The sequence below is a fragment of the Streptomyces rugosispiralis genome (assembly GCF_024505145.1).
Lineage (GTDB): Bacteria > Actinomycetota > Actinomycetes > Streptomycetales > Streptomycetaceae > Streptomyces > Streptomyces rugosispiralis.
Genome location: NZ_JANIAA010000004.1, coordinates 397,986 through 419,482, shown reverse-complemented (window position 1 = coordinate 419,482; position 21,497 = coordinate 397,986). Strand labels below are relative to the sequence as shown.

At 72.7% G+C, this 21,497-nt stretch carries 18 protein-coding genes; 13 read left to right on the top strand and 5 right to left on the bottom strand.

Features of this window, described 5'->3' with window-relative positions; all coding sequences use genetic code 11:
• The first annotated feature begins 39 nt into the window (after positions 1 to 39).
• The 12 genes from NP777_RS10425 to NP777_RS10370 all read left to right on the top strand — a co-directional run bounded on the left by NP777_RS10425 (position 40) and on the right by NP777_RS10370 (position 14,994).
• The gene (locus NP777_RS10425) at positions 40 to 1,617 is read left to right on the top strand and encodes an AMP-binding protein (RefSeq protein ID WP_256649870.1); all 1,578 of its coding nucleotides are present in this window, start codon (positions 40 to 42) and stop codon (positions 1,615 to 1,617) included.
• Positions 1,618 to 1,691: 74 nt separating this feature from the next.
• Positions 1,692 to 3,281, top strand: a complete 1,590-nt coding sequence (locus NP777_RS10420) for a class I adenylate-forming enzyme family protein (protein ID WP_256649807.1) — start codon at positions 1,692 to 1,694, stop codon at positions 3,279 to 3,281.
• A 1-nt stretch (position 3,282) separates the two neighbouring features.
• A complete protein-coding gene (locus NP777_RS10415; protein WP_256649869.1) occupies positions 3,283 to 4,497 on the top strand; it encodes an FAD-dependent monooxygenase in 1,215 nt (404 codons plus the stop codon).
• Between the two features lie 193 nt (positions 4,498 to 4,690).
• On the top strand, positions 4,691 to 5,524 hold the full coding sequence (locus tag NP777_RS10410) for an aminotransferase class IV (RefSeq protein WP_256649806.1): 834 nt from the start codon (positions 4,691 to 4,693) through the stop codon (positions 5,522 to 5,524).
• Positions 5,525 to 5,649: 125 nt separating this feature from the next.
• Positions 5,650 to 6,147 carry a carboxymuconolactone decarboxylase family protein gene (locus NP777_RS10405; RefSeq protein ID WP_256649805.1) on the top strand — a complete coding sequence of 166 codons (498 nt, stop codon included), beginning with the start codon at positions 5,650 to 5,652 and terminating at the stop codon, positions 6,145 to 6,147.
• 54 nt (positions 6,148 to 6,201) lie between these two features.
• On the top strand, positions 6,202 to 6,816 hold the full coding sequence (locus tag NP777_RS10400; protein ID WP_256649804.1) for an Rv1733c family protein: 615 nt from the start codon (positions 6,202 to 6,204) through the stop codon (positions 6,814 to 6,816).
• A 100-nt stretch (positions 6,817 to 6,916) separates the two neighbouring features.
• The gene (locus NP777_RS10395) at positions 6,917 to 7,207 is read left to right on the top strand and encodes a DUF1876 domain-containing protein (protein ID WP_256649803.1); all 291 of its coding nucleotides are present in this window, start codon (positions 6,917 to 6,919) and stop codon (positions 7,205 to 7,207) included.
• A 222-nt stretch (positions 7,208 to 7,429) separates the two neighbouring features.
• Positions 7,430 to 8,686: a cellulase-like family protein gene (locus tag NP777_RS10390; protein WP_256649801.1), complete on the top strand. Its 1,257-nt coding sequence runs from the start codon at positions 7,430 to 7,432 to the stop codon at positions 8,684 to 8,686.
• A 162-nt stretch (positions 8,687 to 8,848) separates the two neighbouring features.
• The gene (locus NP777_RS10385; RefSeq protein WP_256649800.1) at positions 8,849 to 10,231 is read left to right on the top strand and encodes an MFS transporter; all 1,383 of its coding nucleotides are present in this window, start codon (positions 8,849 to 8,851) and stop codon (positions 10,229 to 10,231) included.
• On the top strand, positions 10,222 to 11,394 hold the full coding sequence (locus NP777_RS10380; protein WP_256649799.1) for an anhydro-N-acetylmuramic acid kinase: 1,173 nt from the start codon (positions 10,222 to 10,224) through the stop codon (positions 11,392 to 11,394). Before NP777_RS10385 ends, NP777_RS10380 begins: the two co-directional genes overlap by 10 nt.
• Positions 11,395 to 11,524: 130 nt before the next feature.
• On the top strand, positions 11,525 to 13,507 hold the full coding sequence (locus NP777_RS10375; RefSeq protein WP_256649798.1) for a hypothetical protein: 1,983 nt from the start codon (positions 11,525 to 11,527) through the stop codon (positions 13,505 to 13,507).
• A 5-nt stretch (positions 13,508 to 13,512) separates the two neighbouring features.
• Entirely contained in the window at positions 13,513 to 14,994 is a 1,482-nt protein-coding gene (locus NP777_RS10370; protein ID WP_256649797.1) for an ABC transporter substrate-binding protein, read from the top strand.
• A 25-nt stretch (positions 14,995 to 15,019) separates the two neighbouring features.
• On the opposite strand, the gene dnaK is transcribed toward NP777_RS10370, so the two are convergent.
• The 4 genes from dnaK to NP777_RS10350 all read right to left on the bottom strand — a co-directional run bounded on the left by dnaK (position 15,020) and on the right by NP777_RS10350 (position 20,028).
• Positions 15,020 to 16,924 (bottom strand): molecular chaperone DnaK, encoded by a 1,905-nt coding sequence (dnaK, locus tag NP777_RS10365; RefSeq protein WP_256649796.1) that lies wholly within the window; start codon positions 16,922 to 16,924, stop codon positions 15,020 to 15,022.
• 84 nt (positions 16,925 to 17,008) lie between these two features.
• Positions 17,009 to 18,412, bottom strand: coding sequence for a Si-specific NAD(P)(+) transhydrogenase (gene sthA, locus NP777_RS10360; protein ID WP_256649795.1), 1,404 nt, complete (start codon positions 18,410 to 18,412; stop codon positions 17,009 to 17,011).
• Between the two features lie 85 nt (positions 18,413 to 18,497).
• The gene (locus NP777_RS10355; protein WP_256649794.1) at positions 18,498 to 19,226 is read right to left on the bottom strand and encodes a YoaK family protein; all 729 of its coding nucleotides are present in this window, start codon (positions 19,224 to 19,226) and stop codon (positions 18,498 to 18,500) included.
• Positions 19,227 to 19,395: 169 nt separating this feature from the next.
• Positions 19,396 to 20,028, bottom strand: a complete 633-nt coding sequence (locus NP777_RS10350; RefSeq protein WP_256649793.1) for a CGNR zinc finger domain-containing protein — start codon at positions 20,026 to 20,028, stop codon at positions 19,396 to 19,398.
• A gap of 55 nt (positions 20,029 to 20,083) precedes the next feature.
• Between NP777_RS10350 and NP777_RS10345 the strand changes: the two genes are divergently transcribed.
• A complete protein-coding gene (locus NP777_RS10345) occupies positions 20,084 to 21,052 on the top strand; it encodes a ketopantoate reductase family protein (RefSeq protein ID WP_256649792.1) in 969 nt (322 codons plus the stop codon).
• Here NP777_RS10345 and NP777_RS10340 read toward each other — a convergent pair.
• Positions 21,024 to 21,488, bottom strand: a complete 465-nt coding sequence (locus NP777_RS10340) for a DUF2000 domain-containing protein (protein ID WP_256649791.1) — start codon at positions 21,486 to 21,488, stop codon at positions 21,024 to 21,026. The two genes, NP777_RS10345 and NP777_RS10340, sit on opposite strands and share 29 nt — an antisense overlap.
• Between the last annotated feature and the right edge of the window lie 9 nt (positions 21,489 to 21,497).

Here is a 21,497-nt window from a genome sequence, read left to right as displayed (position 1 = left end):
GCCCTATCGGTGTCCGCCGTATCGGTGTCCGCCCCGCCCATGCCCGTCGGGCCCACCGTCTCGGCCAATGTGGCCGCGCATCTCGCGGCGCTCGCGGACCGCCGCGGCTGGTCCGGCCGGACCGCCTTTCTCGAGGGCCACCGGGTCTGGACCCACGGCGAGGTCCACGACCGCGCCGAGCGCGCGGCCACCGTGCTGGCGGGCCGGGGGGTGGCGGCCGGTGACCGGGTGCTGCTGACGTTGCCCGACGGCATCATGTGGGTGACCACGTTTCTGGCCGCCGCCCGGCTGGGCGCCGTGGCGGTGCTGGTCAACCCCGCCCTCACCGCCGACGACCACCGCTTCATGGCCGAGGACTCGCGCGCCGCGCTGGCCGTCTCCGGGCCCGGTCTCCAGGACCACTTCGACGGCGTCCCCTGGCTCGGCGCCGACCAGCTGTCGGCCCTGACCGGCCCGTCGGCCACGCCGGGCTCGGCGGCCCCGGCCCCGGCGGCCGAGCCGGTGACGGCCACCACCCCGCTGTACATCCAGTACACCTCCGGGACCACCGGCCGCCCCAAGGCGGTGGCGCACAGCCATGGCGATGTGGCCGCCTATCACGACCTGGTCGGGCAGGAGGTGCTGGACATCGGCCCGGCGGACGTGTCGTTCTCGGTGTCCAAGCTGTTCTACGCCTACGGCTTCGGGAACGCCTTCGCCTTCCCCCTCTTCTCGGGGTCGGCCGCGGTGCTCACCGCGGACCGCCCCGGACCCGCCCTCATCGACGACCTCGTGGCCCGGCACCGGGTGACCCTGCTGTATTCGGTGCCGTCCTCGTACGCCGCTCTGGTGGACGAGCGCGGCACCGGCCACACGGCCTGCTTCGCCTCCGTCCGCGCCGCGGTCAGCGCGGGCGAGGGGCTGCCGCCCGCCCTCGGTGAGCGGGTCGGTGAGCTGCTCGGCGCGCCGGTGCTGGAGCAGATCGGCTCCACCGAGGCGGGCCACGCCTTCTGCGCCAACACGGTGTGGGACAACACCCCCGGCACCCTCGGCCGTCCGGTGCCCCGCTTCGAGCTGGAGCTGCGGGACGGCGAGGGCGCGGTGGTGGCGGACGGCGCCGACGGCCCGGCCGAGGGCGAGCTGTGGGTACGGGGCCCGACGGTGGTCACCGGCCGCCCGGCGGACGGCGGTTGGCTCGCCACCCGGGACCGGGCCCGGCGCGAGCGCGACGGGACCTATCGCCATCTGGGCCGGGTGGACGACCTGGAGATGGTCGGCGGGATCACCGTGTCGCCACTGGAGGTCGAGGAGGTGCTGCGGCAGCACCCGTCGGTGCGGGAGGTGGCGGTGGCGGCCGTCCCCGACGAGCGGGGCGCGACCCGGCTGCGCGCCTATGTCGTACCGGCGGCCGACGGAAGTAGCCGGGCAGCCGACGGAAGTAGCCGGGCGGCCGACGGAGGTGACCGGGCGGGCGGCCCGGCGGTGGACGAGGAGACCCTGACGGCCGATCTGATCGCGCTGGCCCGGCGGCGGCTCGCCGCCTACAAGGCGCCGCGCACCGTGCGCCTGGTGGCCTCGCTGCCGCGCACCCCGACGGGAAAGCTGCGGCGCCATGTCGTCCGCACGGGCCGCTGGTGACGAGTCAAACCGGCGTGCCGGCCGCGCCCCAGCGCGCGGCCCGCTGACCGACTTCGAACGATGAGGACCTCGATATGTTGCAGCGGCTTCTCCCCGAGCGCGGGTTCTATCTGGGGCTGATGTTCCAGGAGGCCGCGGCCCGGCACGGCAGGGTCAGGGTGACCCTGGACCGGCCACTGGACGTCGCCCCCGACGCCGGTACCGACCTCGGCTACACCGAACTGGCCGATCTGGTCGACGACCTGGCCGCCCGGCTGTGGTCGGCGGGGGTGCGCCCGAGTGAGCATGTGGCGATCCTCAAGGGCGACAACGTCGACATCGTGCTGCTGACCTGTGCCGTCTCCAGGATCGGCGCGGTCCCGGCGCTGCTGTCGCCCTCGCTGGACGGACAGGTGGCGGCGGTGCTGCTGGACCGGCTGCACGCCCCCTGGCTGATCACCGACCGGGCGACGCTGGAGTCCACGCTGAGCACGGTGGACACCACCCTGGCCCGGGGCGTGCTGACGGTGGACGAGGCGCCCGGGAACGCCATCGCGCTGGCCGCCCTCGCCGGGGTGCCACGCCGCCCGGCCATCCGGCTGCACCCCCGGGAACCCTCGCTGATCACCCACAGCTCGGGGACCACCGGCATACCGAAGCTGGCGGTGCACTGCCCGCACACCATGTGGAACCGGCTGGTGCCCCAGCAGGCGCTGGGCCGGGCCACCCGCGGGGAGGCGGCCGCGCTGCACATGTCGTTCGTCCACTCCCGCTTCTACCATCTGCTGGGCGTACTGCTGCACTTCGGCAGTCCGCTGCTGCTGCTCGTCGACCCCGACCCGGCCCACGCCGGTCCGCTGCTGGCGGCGCACCGCCCCGGCATCGTGGAGACACACCCCAACACCTATGTGCTGTGGGAGGACCTGGCCGACGCGCCGAACGGCCCGCTGTCCAACGTCCGGGCGTACGGCTCCACCTTCGACGCCATCCACCCCCGTACGGTGCGGCGGCTGCTCGCCGCGTCCCGGCGCCGCGACCCCCGGCTGATGCAGCTGTACGGGCAGAGCGAGACCGGGCCCATCGCCTTCGGCTGGTACACCCGGCGGGGTGCGGACCGGGTGGAGGCACGGCGGGTGGGCACCGGCATCCCCGGGTTCACCCGGATCCGGGTGGTGGACGAGCGGGGCCGCAAGTGCCCGCCGGGTGCGACGGGGGCCATCGAGGCCCGCACCCGCGGCCGGATCCTCACCTATCTCGGCGCGCCGGAGAGTTACGCCCGGCAGGTGGACCAGGGGTGGTGGCGGATGGGCGACATGGGCTACCGCGACCGGTGGGGCGCGCTGTATCTGCTGGACCGCGAGGTGGACCGGATCTCCACCGTGGACAGCACGCTGGAGGTGGAGGACGAGTTGCTGTCGCGGTTCGCCGACCTCCGGGAAGTGATCATCGTCCACGGTCCGGGGCGCGAGCCGGTGCCGGTGGTGTGCACCCGGGGGAACGAGCCGCTGGACCCCGACAGCTGGCGGCGGGCGACCGAGGATCTCCCGGCGCTGGCCGAGCCGGTGCAGTGCCGCTTCGAGGATCTGCCGCGCACCGCCACCTGGAAGATCAAGCGGCTGGAGATCGCCCGGCAGCTCGCCGCGGGTGAGCTGCCCACCCTGTCCACCGCACCGGTCGGTGGCTGACATGGCGGCGGGCGAGGACGGCGGCCCGGTTCTGGTGGTGGGCGCCGGGCCGGTCGGGATGACGGCGGCCCTCGCCCTGCGCGCCGCCGGGCTGCCGGTCCTGGTGCTGGAGGCCGGGGCGCGGGACCGGGTGCGGCCCGGCAGCCGCGCGCTGTTCGTCCACCGGCGGTCGCTCGGACTGCTGGAGCGGGCCCGCCCGGGACTGGGCGTACGGATCGCGGCGTACGGGACCACCTGGCGCACCCGGCGCACCCTCTACCGCGGCCGCGAGGTGTTCGCGCAGACCTTTCCGCGGGCCTCCGGAGGCGGGGCCGCGGCCCTGCCCGCGTTCACCAGCCTGCGCCAGGTGGACACCGAGCGGTTCCTCCACGAGGCGTGCGCGGAGGCGGGCGTGGAGTTCCGCTTCGACGCCGAGGTGGACGAGGTGCGCGCGGACGGCGACAAGGTGACGGTGACCGCCAAGGACGGCGGGAGCTGGACGGCCGGCCATGTGATCGCTGCCGACGGAGCCCGTTCGGGGGTGCGCAAGGCGCTGGGCATCCCGCTGGAGGGCACCCGGTCCGACGGCTATCACGTGGTGGTGGACGTGGCGGATCCGCCCGGCGGGGACCTGCCGGTCGAGCGGGTCTTCCACTACGAGCACCCCGGCACCGGCGGCCGCACCGTACTGCGGGTGCCGTTCACCGGGGGCTTCCAGATCGATCTGCAGTGCCGCGCCGACGATCCGCCGGAGTCCTTCGGCACCGAGAAGGCGCTGCGCCGCTGGCTCCCGCGGCTGGTGGGCGAGGACTGCGCCCACCGGGTGCTGTGGGTGTCGCGGTACCACTTCCTGCGCAAGGTCGCCGGGTCGTTCGCGGATCCGTCCGGCCGGGTGCTGCTGGCGGGCGAGGCGGCGCATCTGTTCCCGCCCTTCGGGGCCCGCGGGATGAACAGCGGGATCGCGGACGCGGTCGCGGCGGCCGAGGCGGTGTCGGCGGCATGCTCCGAGCCATCGCGGGGACCCGCGACGGTGGCCGGGTACGCCTCCGCCCGCCGGAGCGCGGCCCTCTACAACAGCGAGGCCGCCGGGGCGGCCCTGGACCATCTGCGGCCCCGGCCGTGGAAGCGGGCGACGCAGCGCGCGGCGGCCGCCCTGTCGCCGGTGGTCCCCCGCTGCGGGGAGTGGCTGGAACGCGCCCCCTACGGCCCCCGGGGCGGCCCGGCGCGCGGCTATTGACCGGCAATCCAGCGAACACCGCTAATCCAGCGAGCACGGCGGGGAACCCGGCCGGACAACGGAACGACGGTCCGGCCGGACAACGGAGCAACGGAACGCTGACAGCAGACGTAGGACACCGGGACAGCACGGCATCGGACATCGAGCACATCGAGAACGTCGAGAACGTCGGGACGGAGACGTGGAAGCGGACATGGTCGCCACACAGAACATCGGTCACGCCGACGCGTCGGGCCAGAAGCAGTGGACGCTGATGTGGCGCGAGGACGGCGGGCTGATGCCCTCCCGGGCGGTGCCGGACAGCGCGCTGCTGGCCACCGACTCCTGGCTGGTCGACGACGGGCGGGTGCGCGGGCTCGACCGCCACCGCCGCCGGTTCGTCGCCGCGTGCGTCGAGGCGAGCGGCGACTCCCCCGCCCGGATCGAGAGCTTCTGGCGCGACGCGATCGCCGCCCTGCCCCGCACCGAGCGCTGGTTCCCCCGGGTCGAGCTGGCCGGTCCGGAACCGGCCCGGCTGTTCCTGCGGGTCCGGCCCGCGCCGCCGCGGACGGTCAATGTGACCGTATGCCTGACCGAGGAGTTCGACCCGCGGTCGCATCCCCGCCGTACCGGCCCCGACCTCTCACTCCTGGCGCATCTGCGGGAGCGGGCCGCCGCCCGCGGCGCGCAGGAACTGCTGCTCACCACCCCCTCCGGGCTGGTGCTCGAGGGCACGGCGGCGAGCGTCCTGTGGTGGGAGGACGACGTGCTGTGTCTGCCGCCCCCGGAGCTTCCGCTGCTTGCGGGCGTGACCTCGGCTCTGATCCAGGACCGGGCGGCCGAACTGGGCGTCCGCACCGAGCACCGCCGCCGCACCGTGCAGGAGCTGGACGGCCGTGAGGTGTGGCTGGTCAACGCGGTGCACGGGATCCGCCCGGTGACCGCGTGGCTGGGCCGCCCGCTGCGGGCGGGCCCGGCGCTGCGCGCCGCCTCCTGGCAGACCTGGCTGGACGGCGTTCCCCATCCTCTGGCGACCCCGGTCCCCTGACCGACCCGATCCCCTGACCGCGACCGACCGTGACCCGCTGCCTCACCACGACTCACTGCCTCACCGCGACTGACCACGACTCACTGCGACCGACCGCGACCGACCGCGACGAACGGAGTTCACCGATGACCACGACCACCCCGGCCCGCACCACCGCCCGGCTGGATCTGAAGGGCCTCGCCCCCGAGGTGTCCGCCGCGATGGGCGAGCTGCACCGGGCGGCGGTGCGGGCCGCCCTGGCGGCGGGGGTCGAGCCCGAGCTGCTGGAGCTGGTCAGGATCCGCGCCTCGCAGCTCAACGGCTGCGCGTTCTGCCTGGACATGCACACCAAGGACGCCCGCGCCCAGGGCGAGACCGAGCAGCGGATCCACACCCTCGCCGCCTGGCGGGAGACCCCGTTCTTCACCGAGCGGGAGCGGGCCGCGCTCGCGCTGACCGAGGCGGTGACCTCGATCCAGGACGGCCATGTGCCGGACGAGGTCTACGCGGCCGTCCGCGAGGTCTTCGACGAACCGCAGGTGGCGGCCGTGATCTGGGCCGCCGTCGTGATCAACGCCTACAACCGCACGGCGATCAGCGCGCGGATGGTGCCCGGCGCCTATCAGCCCGCCCCGCGCACCTGACCCCGATGCCCGCGCGACCACGCGCCGGCGTCAGCACCCGCTGGAGGCCAGACCATGAACACCCACGGACCGCGACGCGTATTCGGGCCGCGTCCGCCTCTGCTCAAACGCCCGGCCAAGGGACCCAACCCGCTGCGCCGCCGGACGGACCGGATCCAGACCTGGTGCACGGTGCTGTTCGCGCTGATCCTCGTGGTCGGACTGCCGGCCGCCGCGATCAGCGCGGGGTACGCGGCACACGCCTCCCAGATGCGCGTCGTGGCCGCCGAGACCGAGGCCCGGCACCAGATCACCGCGCGGCTCGCCGATGCCACGCCCGGCCCGGCCCACAGCGATGTGCGGGAGCCGCGGCAGGCACGGGTGCACTGGGTCGCGGACGACGGTGAGCGCCGTACGGGCACCGCCACGGTGGCGGGCGACGGCGACTCGGGGGACGAGGTACGGGTCTGGGTGAACCGCGAGGGCGCCCTGGCGCAGCCGCCCTCCTCCCCCTCGACCGCGCGGACCATGGGCTGGTTCACCGGCTGTATCACCGCGGCGACGGTGGCCGCGCTCGCGTTCACGGGGCGGGCCCGGGTCCGGCGGGCCCTGGACCGCAGGCGGTACGCGCGATGGGAGGCAGAGTGGAAGGTGGTGGAACCCGCGTGGTCCGGCAGGAACCGTCGCTGAGCGGGGCTCCGGCCGCCGCTGAGCGGGGCTCCGGCCGCCGCCGCGGGATCCGGCCGCTTCTGGCGCCAGAGGCGGCCGCCCAGAAGGTGAGGAGCAGACCATGTCGCACACAGTGGAGTGGAAGGTCCATCTCTACCTCTCCGAGGACGAGGGGCGGACCAGGGCGCGCATCGAGCTGGACACCGGGTCCACGGCGCTCACCGGCCGGGGACTGGCCCGGTGCAATCCGGACGACGAGGACGTGCCCGTGATCGGCGATGAGCTGGCGGCCGGGCGGGCGCTCAGCGATCTGGGGCAGCAGTTGGTGCGGGCCGCCGAGCACGACCTGGAGAGCGTGGGCGCGCCCCCGGCCTCCCGCAGACCACGGCCCGGCTACGGCTGGATCGCCTGAGAGGCCGCCCCATATGGTCGGCGCGACCGCCTTACGGGTCGCGTCCCGGCCCCGGACGGCCTCCGGCACCCGCCGTACCGGATGAACAGGGGTGGAAACCCGGTCACCCCCGACCCTGGCCATTATTTATGAATACATCTTGACAGCCCATTGGCACCCCCGGACGATGAACCGATCTCTCATCTCTGCCATCGCCGAGCCGCCGACCGCGGGGAGCCCCCTGTGACGCTGTCGCCGCATCTGCCGGACAAACTGACCATCTCGCTGTGGGACTTCAGCTGGTACACCCGCACCGGCCCGGATGAGCCCTTCGCCGATCTCGACCGTGCCTTCGAGGGTGCCGTGGCCCGCGGCTACAACACGGTGCGCATCTGCGCCATGCCGTTCCTGCTCTTCGGCTCCCGGCTGGACACGACCAAGCTGCGGCCGTCGGCGCTGGGCGGCGCGTACGGGCAGCGGATGCGCTGGTACGACCTGGGCGGCGGGGGCGAGATCGACGGCCGGGCATGGCTGCGCGAGCTGTTCGAGGCGGCCCTGCGCCATGACTGCTTCGTCATCCTCTCCAGCTGGGAGTACCAGCAGAGCCCGTCGTTCGGCGAGGACCGGGCCTGGTTCGACGCGCTGATGGCCGTCGATCCCGAGCGGCGCGCCGAGGCCCTCGCGGACGCGCTGGCCGATCTGATCGACTTCCTGGTGATCCACGGTCTGGACGACCGGATCGCCTTCACCGAGCTGCACAACGAGGTCCAGGGCAGCCGGCTCACCGAGGGGCTGGCCGGTGCGGACAAGGTCGTCGCCCTGCGGCCGCGGCTGGAGCGGGGCATCGCCCGGTTCAAGGAGCGCCACCCCAACCGGCCGGTCACGGTCAACTACGCCAAGGTGCCGGTCGGTTCGCTGCGCGGGGTGCCCCGCGAGGTGGATGTGGCGGTCTTCCACCCCTATGTCTACGGGGTGCTGGACGAGCTGCTGACCACCTTCGCCATCCGCGACCGGGCCCGCCCGTTCCCCCAGGAGGAGGTCCGCCGGGAGCTGCTGCGCCCCGGCGCCCCCGATCTGGCCGACTGGGCCCCTCCGCCCGGCGACCGCTGGCGGCTGGAGGCCACCACGGTCGGCCCCCGGGAGATCTACGTCCACGACTGGTGCGACCCCGACCGCTGGGACGCCTGGCTGTACGACCGCTACGCCGTGCACCGGCTGGCGATGGACCAGCGGCTGGTCACCTGGATCGAGGCGGCCGCGGACTGGGCGGCCGCGAACGGGGTCCCGCTGGTCTTCGGCGAGGGCTGGATCGGCTACACCCCGCTGCACGGGACCTTCGAGGAGGGCCCGGTGGGGGCCGCGTTCTGCCGCCGCGCCGTCGAGGAGTCGGCACGGGTGGGCGCGTGGGGCGCGGTGGTGTGCTCCAACGCGGGGCCCCAGCACCCGATGTGGCAGGACATCGCGTTGCAGCGGGAATGCAACGCGATAGTGCGCGGCTGAGGACGGGCCCGTACGGCACCGCGTCGACCCGCGCCTCGGCCTACGTACGGGATCTGCCCAGACCTCGAGCGTCGCTGGAGCCGCGCTCGCACCGGTAACCGCGCTCCCTGACGGGTACGGACATCACATCCCCTTGGCGGTGACGGCGGAAAGGGCCCGGATGTGACGACGTCCCCAGCGGATCCCAGCGAGCGTGTCGCCGGACGGGCCCCGCGCCGCGCGCTGGTGGCCGGTTCGGTCGGCAACTTCATCGAGTGGTACGAGTTCGGTGTCTACGGCTTCTTCGCGACGATCATCGCGGCGAACTTCTTCACCCCGGACGGCGGCAGCGAGATCGAGGGCCTGGTCAAGACCTACGCCTCGTTCGGGATCGCGTTCTTCTTCCGCCCCATCGGCGCCGCCGTCTTCGGCCGGGTCGGCGACCGGATCGGCCGCCGTCCCACGCTGATCCTGGTGCTGCTGCTGATGACCGGCGCCACCACGCTCATCGGAGCGCTGCCCACGTACGACACGCTGGGCGCGGCCGCGCCCTGGCTGCTCACCCTGTTGCGGATCGTCCAAGGTCTCTCCGCGGGCGGGGAGTTCGGCGGCGCGGTGTCGATCATGACGGAGTTCGCCCCGCCGGGCCGCCGCGGGCTGTACGGGGCGTGGCAGTCGTTCACCGTGGCGCTGGGGCTGCTGGCCGGGGCCGGGGTGGCGGCGGTGCTGGCCACCGTGCTGAGCGAGGAGTCGCTGGGCGACTGGGGATGGCGGCTGCCGTTCCTGCTGACCCTGCCGATCGGGCTGGTGGCCCTGTGGCTGCGGCTGAGGCTGGAGGAGACCCCGTTCTTCCGCGCGGCGGCGGACGGGGACCCCGGCACCGCGCCGTCGGCCGGGCCGGAGCGGGTGGCGGACCCCCGTGAGGTGGCCGGGGCCGTCGTCATGGGGGCCGCGCGCGTCATGGGCTGGGCGGCGGCCGGTTACACCTTCCTGGTCGTCATGCCCTCGTATCTCCAGGCCACCTTGGACGCCACCTTCCAGCAGGCGCTGGTCGCCACCGTGGTGGCCAACGCGGGCTTCGCGCTCTCCATCCTCCCGGCGGGACTGCTCAGCGACCGGATCGGGCGGCGGCCGGTGATGCTGACCGGGGCCGCGTTGGTGGCGGTGCTGGCCTTCCCGCTGCTCAACGTCTTGCAGGATCCGGACAGTTCGGCATGGGTCCAGGGGGCGGCGGTCTTCGTGGCGGGCGTGGTGGTGGGCCTGATGGCGGGGCCGGGTCCGGCCATGCTCGCCGAGATGTTCCCGACCCGGGTCCGCTACACGGGTCTGGGGCTGGCGTACGCGCTGTCCAACGCGGTGTTCTCCGGATGCGCGGGGCTCATCATCACCGAGGTGATCAAGCACACCGGCGAGGTCGACATCCCGGCCTACTACGTGACGGTGACCTGCGCCGTCAGCGTGGTCGCCCTGTTCACCCTGCGCGGGGAGAACCACCGCGGCGCGCTGCCCGGCGCGGCGCGGACGGACAAGGGGGCCGAGCGGGAGGAGGAGACATCATGCGGGTGATCGGTCTGATGTCGGGCACGTCCCATGACGCGGTGGACGCCGCGGCGGCCGATCTGGTGCTCGACGGCGACACCGTGGTGCTGGCCCCGCTGGGGCTGGTCAGCGAGGCGTATCCGGAGGCGCTGCGGTCGGCGCTGAGCGCCGCGCTGCCCCCGGCGGCCACCACCATGCGGGAGGTGTGCGCGCTCGACACCCGGATCGGCCAGGCGTTCGCCGCGCTCGCGGTCCGCGCCGACCGGGAGCTGTGCGAGGGGCGTGCGGACCTCATCGGCTCCCACGGCCAGACGGTGTACCACTGGGCCGAGGGCGGGCGGGTGCACGGCACGCTCCAGCTCGGCGGGCCCGCCTGGATCGCCGAGGCCACCGGCTGTCCGGTGGTCTCCGATCTGCGCACCCGCGATGTGGCCGCGGGCGGTCAGGGCGCTCCCCTGGTCAGCCTGGTGGACACCCTGTGGCTGCGCGGGCGGCCCGGTGTGTGCGCCGCCCTCAACCTGGGCGGGATCGCCAACATCACGGTGGTCTCCGGCGCCGGGGATCCGCTGGCGTTCGACACCGGCCCGGCGAACGCGCTCATCGACGCGGCGGTCGGCGATCTGACGGACGGCCGGCTGGACCATGACGCGGACGGTGTCATGGCGGCGCGCGGGACCGTCCACGAGCCGCTGCTTGAGCGGCTGCTGGCCGAGCCGTACTATGCGCTGCCCGCGCCGAAGACCACCGGCAAGGAGCTGTTCCACGCCTCCTATCTGCGGGCTGCCCTGGCCGCCACCGGCCCGGTGCCGGACGACGACGTGGTCGCCACCGTCACCGAGCTGACGGCCCGGACGGTGGCCGACGCCGTACGGAAGGTGCACGCCACCGAGGTGATCGCCTCGGGCGGCGGCACCCGCAACCCCACCCTGATGGGGGCGTTGCGCCGGGAGCTGGGCCCCATCGCGCTGCGGACCTCCGACGACCTCGGCCTTCCGGCGGCGGCGAAGGAGGCGTACGCCTTCGCCGTCCTCGCCTTCCTGACCGCCCATGGGCTGGCCGGTACGGTGCCGAGCTGCACCGGCGCCCGCCACGCCGGCGTGCTGGGGTCGATCACCCCGGGGCGCCGCGGCTTCGGGCTGCCCGCACCGGGGCGGCCCGCGCCCACCCGGCTGGAGATCTTCCGCCGCTGAGCCGGAAAGGGAATGTCGGCATCGGCCACACTCGGAGTACGTTTGGGAACGGCCCGCTATCGAAGGGGTGAATGTGGGTAAAGGACCCCCTAGTTGCCGACGGGGGGCCTGAACGGGGGGACGGGGGCACGTGGCGGAATCCGGAATGGGTGTGGGCTTAAGAGGCCGCAGCGGGATCATCAGTCTGGTCGGGGAGTGTCTCAGGCTGGAGCCCACGGACGAGCGGCCGGTGATCATGCTGTTGGGGCCGCGCGGCAGTGGGGCCAGCGACGCCCATGGCGCGCTGATGGAGAAATTCGGCCCCGAGACGCCGTTCGCGTATGTCAATGTCGGCGGTGAGCAGGCCCTGCTGCCGCGGTACGCCCTGGCGCTGCTCGCGCGCCAGCTGGAGCGCAAGCTGCCGCGCTACCGCCGCTCGCACTTCCCGCGGCTGACGCTCGGTCTGCTCGCCTCCGACCACCAGCTCCGGATGACGAGCCTGGCGGAGGGGCGGCGCAACATCCGGCGCGAGCTGGACGCCTTCCAGGAGCAGGCGGAGGCGCGCTACGGCGACTATCTCGCCGCCTTCTTCGAGGTGGCCGGAGGCGCCGTGGGCGCCCCCGACGGCGCCTCCACGGCGGCACTGGCGCTGCTGCGGGACGCGCTGCGGCGCGGCCGGAGGCGGCTGCCGGGCCGCAAGTTCACCAGCAGCGCGGCCTGGTACGGCGGCCATCCGCTGCTGCGGAGCCGGGATCCGTGGGAGGCGCTGGTCGAGCTCAACCTGTGGCGCCACGACGGGGACGAGGACGATCAGGAGCGGCTGGACCGGGTGCTGTTCTCGGCCCTGCTGGAGGACATGCGCAGCAATGTGCGCCACTCGTTCATGCCCCGCTCGTATCTGCTGCTGCTCGACAACTCCCATACGGAGTACGGCCGTCGCTTCCTCGACCTGCTGATCCGGGCCCGCCATGACGACGCCGTGGTGGCGGGCGCCGACTGCGATCCGCTCACCGTCGTGGCGAGCTCCAACCGGTGGCTGCCCCGCTGGGGCCCGGCCACCGGCGACCAGTGGCCGTGGCGGCTGCGCGGCCCGGACCGGGCCTCCCTGGCGGACTGGCGCGAGCACCGGCCGGGCCGGGACAGCGATGACACCTGGTGGTATCCGCTGCGGCTGCGCGACCTCAATCTGGACGAGGTGCGGATCCGGATCGAGCTGGAGCTGCGCCACCACCCCGACCTCGCGCCGTTCACCCGGCTCGCGCCCTTCGTCCACCGGCTGACCGCGGGGCTCCCCCGGGCGGTCAGCCTGGTCCTGGAGCTGCTCCGGCACTCGTCCGTGCCCGTCGAGGACGGCGCCGAGCAGGACCGCTGGCTGCGCACCCTGCCGGACCGTACGCCGCGGGAGGGCGAGGACACCCGGACGCTGGCGGAGGCCGCTCTGGACCACCTGCTGCGCGGTTTCGACCCCGCGCGGCGGGCGGCGCTGGAGGAGTGCGCCGCGGCGCGCGACCTGTCCGTCGGCACCCGGCTGCTGGGCTCGGGGGACTCGCTGTTCGGCGAGGTCCGCGGCCGCTGGCTGCTGCACAGTCCGGGCGCGGTGACCCCGGCCCTGCACCCCTGGCTGCGGCGGCTGTTGCTGTGGCGGCTGGCCGGGCGTCCGGACGACTGGGACGCGGTGCAGGAGCTGCTGGCCGAGCATTTCAGGTCCGAGGGCCGCCCGGTCCAGGAGATGTACCACCGGCTGGCGGCGGAGCGGATCGACGAGGTGACCGGGTATCTGGTGGAGCGCTTCCCGGTGGTGCCCGCGGCGCAGTGGATAGCTGAGTTCAACACCATCACGGCCGCCCCCAACCGGCTGGGCCAGGCCGGCGGACCGCTGGAGCTGCTCGCCGACCTCGCCCCGGACGAGCCCCCGGAGGCGGTCACCACGGCTTCGGTGATCCGGGAGCTGATCACGGTGCGCTGGGTGTGGAGCGATCCGCTCGCCGACCCCGGGATGCGGCTGAACGACATGATCGCCGACGGTTTCAACCAGCTCTCACGACTGCGGAGGAACGACATCGTGGCCCTGTTCAACGAGGCGGAGCGGTACCGCCACTGGCGCCATCCGCTGACGAGCGCGGGCGAGGGGTGAGACCGGTGCCGAGACTTGAATGGCCGCTGCACATCGTGCGCCGGGTGGTGATCGGCGTGATCGTATCGGCCGTGCTCGCGGTGGCGGTCCCGCTCACCGTGAACTGGTTCGAGGAGAGGCGGGACCGGTGCGGGGACGGCGTCGTCAAGATGGGCGACGACCGCGAGTGCGTGGGCGTCACCGACGGCTCGTACGTCTTCGCCGGACATCTGAAGCGGGTGGAGAAGAAGATCAAGGCAGAGAACGCCCTGGTCGAGAAGAACGCCGGCAAGGAACCATACGTCAGCGTCGCCTATATGACCTCCTTCACGCTGACCGACGACGACAGCAACTCCGAGGAGTCGGTCCGGCATGAGCTGGAGGGCGCGTATCTGGCACAGTACCGGCACAACCGCGGCGACCTCTCCTCCTCCCCGAAGATCAAGCTGCTGATCGCCAATGTGGGCAGCAGCGGGGCCCATTGGGAGCACGCCGTCGATGAGCTGATAGACCGGAAGACCTCCGACGACAAGCTGGTCGCGGTCACCGGGCTGGGCCCCAGCACCGACCGGAGCCTGAGCGCGCTGCGGCGGCTGTCGGACCACGGTCTCGCCCTGGTCGCCAGCACCATGACGGCCACCAACATCGAGGACCCCAACAGGAGGTTCGTCCGGGTCTCCCCGACCAATGTGGACGAGGCGTATGCCGCCTCCGCCTATCTCAAGCGGGAGAAGGTCCGTACGGCGGTGGTGGTCCAGGACGACGCGCGGAGCAATTACTACGCCAAGACGCTGGGGGACGCCTTCACCAGGGTCTACCAGGACACCAAGGGACATCGGCTGGTGGCGGACCGGATGACCTATGACTCCTCGGTACGCAGCGCCTGGCAGAACGAGCTGCAGTACATGTCGGGGCAACTGTGCGACCAGAAGCCGCAGGCGGTCTTCTTCGCGGGCCGCGGCAAGCACCTCACCCGGTTCCTGGACTCGATCGCCAACCGGCCCTGCCAGGAGCGGAAGTTCATGGTGATCACCGGTGACGACACCTCCAACCTGACCGCCAGGCAGCTCGCACACGCCGCCGAGAGCGGGGTGCGGGTGCTCTACACAGGGCTGGCGCACCCCGATATGTGGCAGAAGGATCCGCTCCACGTCTCCGGCTACTCGGCCCGCCACTTCCAGCCGGGCGGGTCGCTGGACACGTGGTTCCCCACTGATCCGCGCGATGACGGCCAGGCCATCATGGCGCATGACGCGGTCCTCACCGCCGCCCATGGCGTCCAGATGGCGGCGGGCTCGCAGGGCGAGGTGACCGGGGAAGCGGTGGCGCGGATGTTCCACCAGATGAGCGGCCGTCAGCAGGTGCGCGGGGCGAGCGGCTTCATCTCCTTCGAGGACGACGGCAATCCGCGCAACAAGGCCATTCCGATCCTGTATCTCAACACGAAGGGGCGCGCGGAACTCGTGGAGGTCTCGGCGCCACGGGGCGAGCCGCCCAGGAAGCAGTGACGGCCGGGGCACCCGGGGAGCGGTGTCAGCCCGCCCCTCCCTTGGGCTCGTCCCCGGTCTTCTCGTCGTCCACGATCTCCGCGTCCACGACCTCTTCGTCGGACGAGTGGGCCTGGCCCCCGCCGTCCCCCGAGGGGCCGCCCGCGGAGCCGCTGGATCCGCCGCCGGACGGGCCGGACTGCTGGGCCTGGGCGTAGATCGCGGTGCCGATCTTCTGCCCGATGGCGGCGGTCCGCTCGGTGGCCTCGCGGATCGCGTTGGTGTCCTCGCCCTCGAGCGTCCGCTTCAGATCCGCGACCGCCGCCTCGGCCTCCTGCCGGACGTCCCCGGGCACCTTGTCGGCCTGGTCCCGCAGCAGCCGCTCGGTCTGGTAGACGAGCGACTCGGCCTGATTGCGGGTCTCGGCGGCCTCGCGGCGCCGGTGGTCCTCCTCCGCGTAACTCTCGGCCTCGCGCATCATGCGGTCGATGTCGTCCTTCGGCAGCGCGGAGCCGCCGGTGACGGTCATCCGCTGCTCCCGGCCGGTGCCGAGGTCCTTGGCGGAGACGTGCATGATGCCGTTGGCGTCGATGTCGAAGGCCACCTCGATCTGCGGCACCCCGCGCGGCGCGGGCGGCAGGCCGGTCAGCTCGAACATCCCGAGCTTCTTGTTGTACGCGGCCATCTCGCGCTCGCCCTGGAAGACCTGGATCTGCACCGATGGCTGGTTGTCCTCGGCCGTGGTGAAGACCTCCGAGCGCTTGGTCGGGATCGTGGTGTTCCGCTCGATCAGCTTGGTCATGATGCCGCCCTTGGTCTCGATACCGAGGGACAGCGGGGTGACGTCCAGCAGCAGCACGTCCTTGACCTCGCCCTTGAGGACACCGGCCTGGAGGGATGCGCCGATCGCGACGACCTCGTCCGGGTTGACGCCCTTGTGCGGCTCCTTGCCGGTCAGCTCCTTGACCAGGCCGGTCACGGCGGGCATCCGGGTCGAGCCGCCGACCAGGATCACATGGTCGATGTCGGAGGTCTTGATCCCGGCGTCCTTGATCGCCTGGTGGAAGGGGGCCTTGCAGCGCTCCAGGAGGTCCTCGGTCAGCTGCTGGAACTGCGAGCGGGTGAGCTTCTCGTCCAGGTGCAGCGGGCCCTGGTCGGAGGCGGTGATGTACGGCAGGTTGATCGTGGTCTCACTGGCCGCGGAGAGCTCGATCTTGGCCTTCTCGGATGCCTCGCGCAGCCGCTGGACCGCCATCTTGTCCTGGGCCAGATCCACGCCGTAGCCGTGTCCGAACCGGGAGACCAGATGGTCCACGATCCGCTGGTCCCAGTCGTCGCCGCCGAGGTGGGTGTCGCCGTTGGTGGCCTTGACCTCCACCACCCCCTCGCCGATCTCCAGCAGCGAGACGTCGAAGGTACCGCCGCCGAGGTCGAAGACCAGGATGGTCTGGTCGTTCTCCTTGTCCAGCCCGTACGCCAGGGCGGCGGCCGTCGGCTCGTTGATGATCCGCAGCACCTTCAGCCCGGCGATCTCGCCCGCCTCCTTGGTGGCGGTGCGCTGGGAGTCGTTGAAGTACGCGGGGACGGTGATCACGGCGTCGGTGACGTCCTCGCCGAGGTACGCCTCGCCGTCGCGCTTGAGCTTCTGGAGCACCCGCGCGGAGATCTCCTGCGCGGTGTAGCGCTTGCCGTCCACATCGCCGGTGGCCGGGAACCGCCACCGGTCCTCGCCCATGTGGCGCTTGACCGATCGCGCGGTGCGCTCCACGTTCGTCACCGCCTGGCGCTTGGCGACCTCCCCCACCAGCACCTCGCCGTTCTTGGCGAAGGCCACCACCGAAGGGGTGGTCCGGGTGCCCTCGGTGTTGGTGATGACGGTCGGCTCGCCGCCCTCCAGGACCGATACGACCGAGTTGGTCGTACCCAGGTCAATACCGACTGCGCGAGTCATCTCAGCCTCCTCCCGGTCTGCCTCCCAGTATCCCAAAAGGGATATCCGGGACGAGGCGGTGCGGAGGAGGGCCGGAGCCGGGGGTCAGTCCCGCAGGTGATCGACCTCGCGCATCTTGTTGGTGGCGTCGAGCGCGGCCACCTTGTAGGACTCGGCGAAGGTCGGATAGTTGAACACCGCGTCCACCAGATAGTCGACGGTGCCGCCGCAGCCCATCACGGCCTGGCCGATGTGGATCAGCTCGGTGGCGCCGGTGCCGAAGCAGTGCACGCCGAGCAGCTTCCGGTCCTCCGGGGAGACCAGCAGCTTCAGCATGCCGTGGGCGTCGCCGACGATCTGGCCCCGGGCCAGCTCGCGATAGCGCGAGACCCCCACCTCGAAGGGCACCTTCTCGTCCGTGAGCTGGTCCTCGGTACGGCCTATGAAGCTGATCTCGGGGATGCTGTAGATGCCGATCGGCTGGAGGTGGTGGATCGGGTTCACCGGCTCCTCGCACGCGTGGTACGCCGCGCTGCGGCCCTGCTCCATGGAGGTCGCGGCCAGGGCCGGGAAGCCGATGACATCACCGACGGCGTAGATGTGCGGCACGGCGGTGCGGTAGTGCTCGTCCACCGCGATCCGGCCGCGCCGGTCGGCGGTGAGCCCCGCCTTGGCGAGGTCGAGGGCGTCGGTGAGCCCCTGGCGCCCCGCGGAGTACATCACCGCGTCGGCGGGGATCTTCTTACCGCTCTCCAGGATGGTCAGGGCGCCGCGCGGATGGCGCTCGACGGCCGCCACGGTCTCGCCGAAGCGGAAGGTGACGGCCAGGTCGCGCAGCCGGTACTTCAGCGCCTCGACGATCTCGACATCGCAGAAGTCCAGCATCCCCTCGCGCTGCTCGACCACGGTGACCTTGCTGCCCAGGGCGGCGAACATCGAGGCGTACTCGATGCCGATCACCCCGGCGCCCACGATGACCATGGAGCGCGGCACCCGCTCCATATTGAGGACGCTGTCGGAGTCCATGATCGTCCGCTCGTCGAACTCCACGCTCGCGGGGCGGGCCGGGCGGGTGCCGGTGGCGATCACGATGTGCTGGGCGGTGAGCAGTTGCTCCTGGCCGGTGGCGTCCGTGACGGCCACGGTGTGGTCGTCCACGAACCGCCCGGTGCCGGAGAACATCGCGACCCGGTTGCGGGACAGCTGGTTGCGGACGACATCCACCTCACGGCCGACCACATGCTGGGTGCGGGCCGTCAGGTCGGCGACGGTGATCTCCTCCTTGAGCCGGTAGCTCTGGCCGTAGAGATCCCGCTGGGTCAGTCCGGTGAGATAGAGCACCGCCTCGCGCAGGGTCTTGGACGGAACGGTTCCGGTGTGCAGGGAGACCCCGCCCACCATCTCCTTACGGTCGACGACGGCTACCCGGCGACCGAGTTTCGCGGCGGCGATGGCAGCCTTCTGGCCACCCGGCCCGGACCCGATCACAAGCATGTCAAAGTCGGTCACGGGCCGAGTCTGGCATCGGATGATGCCCCGCTGGAAGAGTGAATCACCGGTCAACCCGCCGCGGCGCGGACGGTCTTGGGGCGGGCTACTCGGCATGGGGCCAGAGATGGCCCTGGGCGTCCCGGGCCAGCGAGGTCAGGGACGCCAGCAGAACGAGGCCGACCAGCCCGGTCGGCAGGGCGGGCGCGGCCCGCGCGGCGTGGGCCACCAGCAGCCCGCCGGCCGCGGCGCCCACCACCAGACCCCCCAGCAGCGCGAGGCTGAGCCGGCGCACCGTTCCGCTGCGCACCGCGTCCACCAGCACCCCGGTCAGGGTGCCGGTGAGATAGGTGGTGGAGAAGCCGGGCGGCCCGACGGCCCGCACCAGACCGCTCTGGCCTCCCATGGCGAGCGCGGCCACCGCCAGCAGCCCCAGCTGCAGGCCGCCCGCGGGGTGGCCGTCGGCTGACGCCCACACCGCCCAGAGCCCGCCGAGCACGAGCAGCTCCACCGCCAGCGCGCACCGGGCCCGCAGGGCCGGCCGGGAGCCGCGGACGATCCGGCCGCTGACCAGCGCGCCCACCATGTATCCGCCCATGGCGACCGCGGAGTCCCGGGCGAGCGCCGCGTCCAGGGACGCGGTCGACATGCCGAGCAGGGAGAGATTGGCGGTCATGACGCTGGTGAAGACGCCGCCCAGGGCCAGAAAGCTGATCGCGTCCATCGCCCCGGTCGCCACGGTCAGCGCGACGGCGGCCGCCGCTCCCCCGGAGCCGCAGGCCCGCCCGGGGCGCCGTGCTTTCGGTACGGGGTCGGTGTCGCTCTCTTCGGCCATCGGCAATCCTCCGGCCACCCCGAGTGCCCCGGGCGGCCCACCGGAAACAGCGGCCGGGAGCGCCGGGGCGCAAGGACCCGGCCGGGGCGCCAGGGCGTCAGGCCCGCCCGACACGCCGGGAACCCGCCCGAACGCCAGGGCGTCAGAACCCGCCCGACACGCCGGGGCGTCAGGATTCGGCCGGTGCGGCGGATGCCCGCTGCCGCTGCCGGTGTTTCGCGGCCTTGGCGCTGTTCCCGCACAGCCGCATGGAGCACCACCGGCGCCTTCTGCCCGGAGTGGGGTCGAGGTAGATCATGGTGCACAGCGAGGAGTCGCAGGCCCGCAGCGCCCCGCGCCGCTCGGGGTCCCCGAGCACCGCTATGAGGTCGCGGACGACGACCGACTGCAGCTCCCGCCCGGTCAGCGGGCGATCGGCGCCGTCCACCTCGACCCCGGCGCCGGTGGCCCTCAGCAGCGGCTGCGGCGGGGCGGGGCGCGCCCGCTCGTTGAGCAACGCGACGGACGCGGCGGCCGGGGCCCGGCCGTGGACGACCGCCGCCACCGCGTCGTACGCCGCCTCGCGCAGCGTCCGCAGCTCGGTGCGGAGCTCCTCGGTGACGGCCTCGTCCTGGAGCCGCAACCCGACGCCGTCGCACCACTCCCGCAGCCGGTCGAGGGTGCCGAGGCGCTCGATCGGGGTGCTGCTACGGCGCCCGAGCGAGGCGACGAGGTTCAAGGCGAGGCCGCCGGCGTCGAAGCGCAGTGCCCGCAGCCCAGCGGTGACCCGCGCCCGCGGGACCTGCTCCGTCGAGGAATCCATGTGAATATAGTAACCGCCTGAAGGGTTACTAAGCGGCTGAGGACGAGGGGACATCATGCGGATCGCGATCATCGGCGCGGGTGGCGTCGGCGGATACTTCGGCGCGCGGCTCGCCGCGGCGGGGGACGAGGTCACCTTCGTGGCCCGGGGCCGCCATCTCGCGGCGATCCGGGAGCGGGGGCTGACGGTGCGCAGCCCGCTGGGGGATCTGCGGGTGCCGTCCGAGGCGGTCGTGGGGACGGTCTCCGACCTCGAGGCCCCGGACCTCGTCATGGTGGCGGTGAAGCTGTGGGACACCGAGGACGTCGCCCGGCGGCTGGCGCCCCTCGCCGAGAGCGGCGCCGCGGTCGTGTCGTTCCAGAACGGGGTCCAGAAGGACGCGGAGCTGCGGCGCCATCTGCCGGCCGGGTCCGTCCTCGGCGGGGTCGGCTATATCTCGGCGTTCATCGAGGAGCCCGGGGTGGTGGTGCACAACGGCACGCTGCAGCGGCTGGTGTTCGGCGAGTACGACCGCAAGGAGTCCCCGCGCGCCCGCCAGTTCCTCGATCGCTGCCTCGCGGCCGGTGTCGACGCGGAGATCAGCGGGGACATCGAGCGCACCATCTGGGAGAAGTTCGTCTTCCTGGTGGGCCTCTCCGGGACGACCTCGGCGGTGCGGCAGCCGATCGGCGTGGTCCGCGGGAATCCCGGGTCACGGGCTCTGCTGCGCGACGTGATGCACGAGGTGGTCGCCGTGGGACGGGCAAAGGGGGTGCACCTGGACCCCGGATTCGCCGACGACCGGCTCGCCTTCTGCGACACGCTGCCCGCCACGATGACGTCCTCGATGCACAACGACCTCCTGCGCGGCAACCGCCTGGAGCTGAGCTGGCTCAGCGGGGCCGTGGCCGAACTCGGCGCCGAGCTGGGGGTCGCCACCCCGCGCAACCGGGCCATCGCCGACATCCTCGCCCCCTACGCGCTGGGCGATCCGGCCACGCCGGGTGGCGCGGGGGTCAGCGCAGCAGGGGAAGCTTCCCGATGAGCTTGCTGACCCTGTTCCGCGGGCCGACGATGCTGACCGCGAGGTAGTCGAGATCCTCGGTCTTGGTGCCGGCCAGGCTGTCGAGGTACTCGTCGTAGACCCGTGAGGTCTGGGCCTGTCCGGGCATGTCGACGAGGAACAGATCGTCCTTCCCGGCGGCCTTGGCCCGCAGCTCGCGCAGTGCCTCCAGGCCGGCCGCCAGGATCGAGCAGCCGGCCCACGGCAGCCCCGGGTGACCGGCCCCGGAGCCGTCCCTGCCGTCCGGCCCCAGCAGCTCCGGCATCGCCCGGCCGACGGCCGCGGCCATGCAGGCGGCGGCGTTCACCGCCCGGCCCGCGGGCAGCTCCTCGGCCACGACGATCACCCACTTCAGCTTCGCCTGCCGGGTGGACTGATCGGTGCGTACATCCTCGTCGGACAGCTGGGGAACGGACATCAGCGCTGC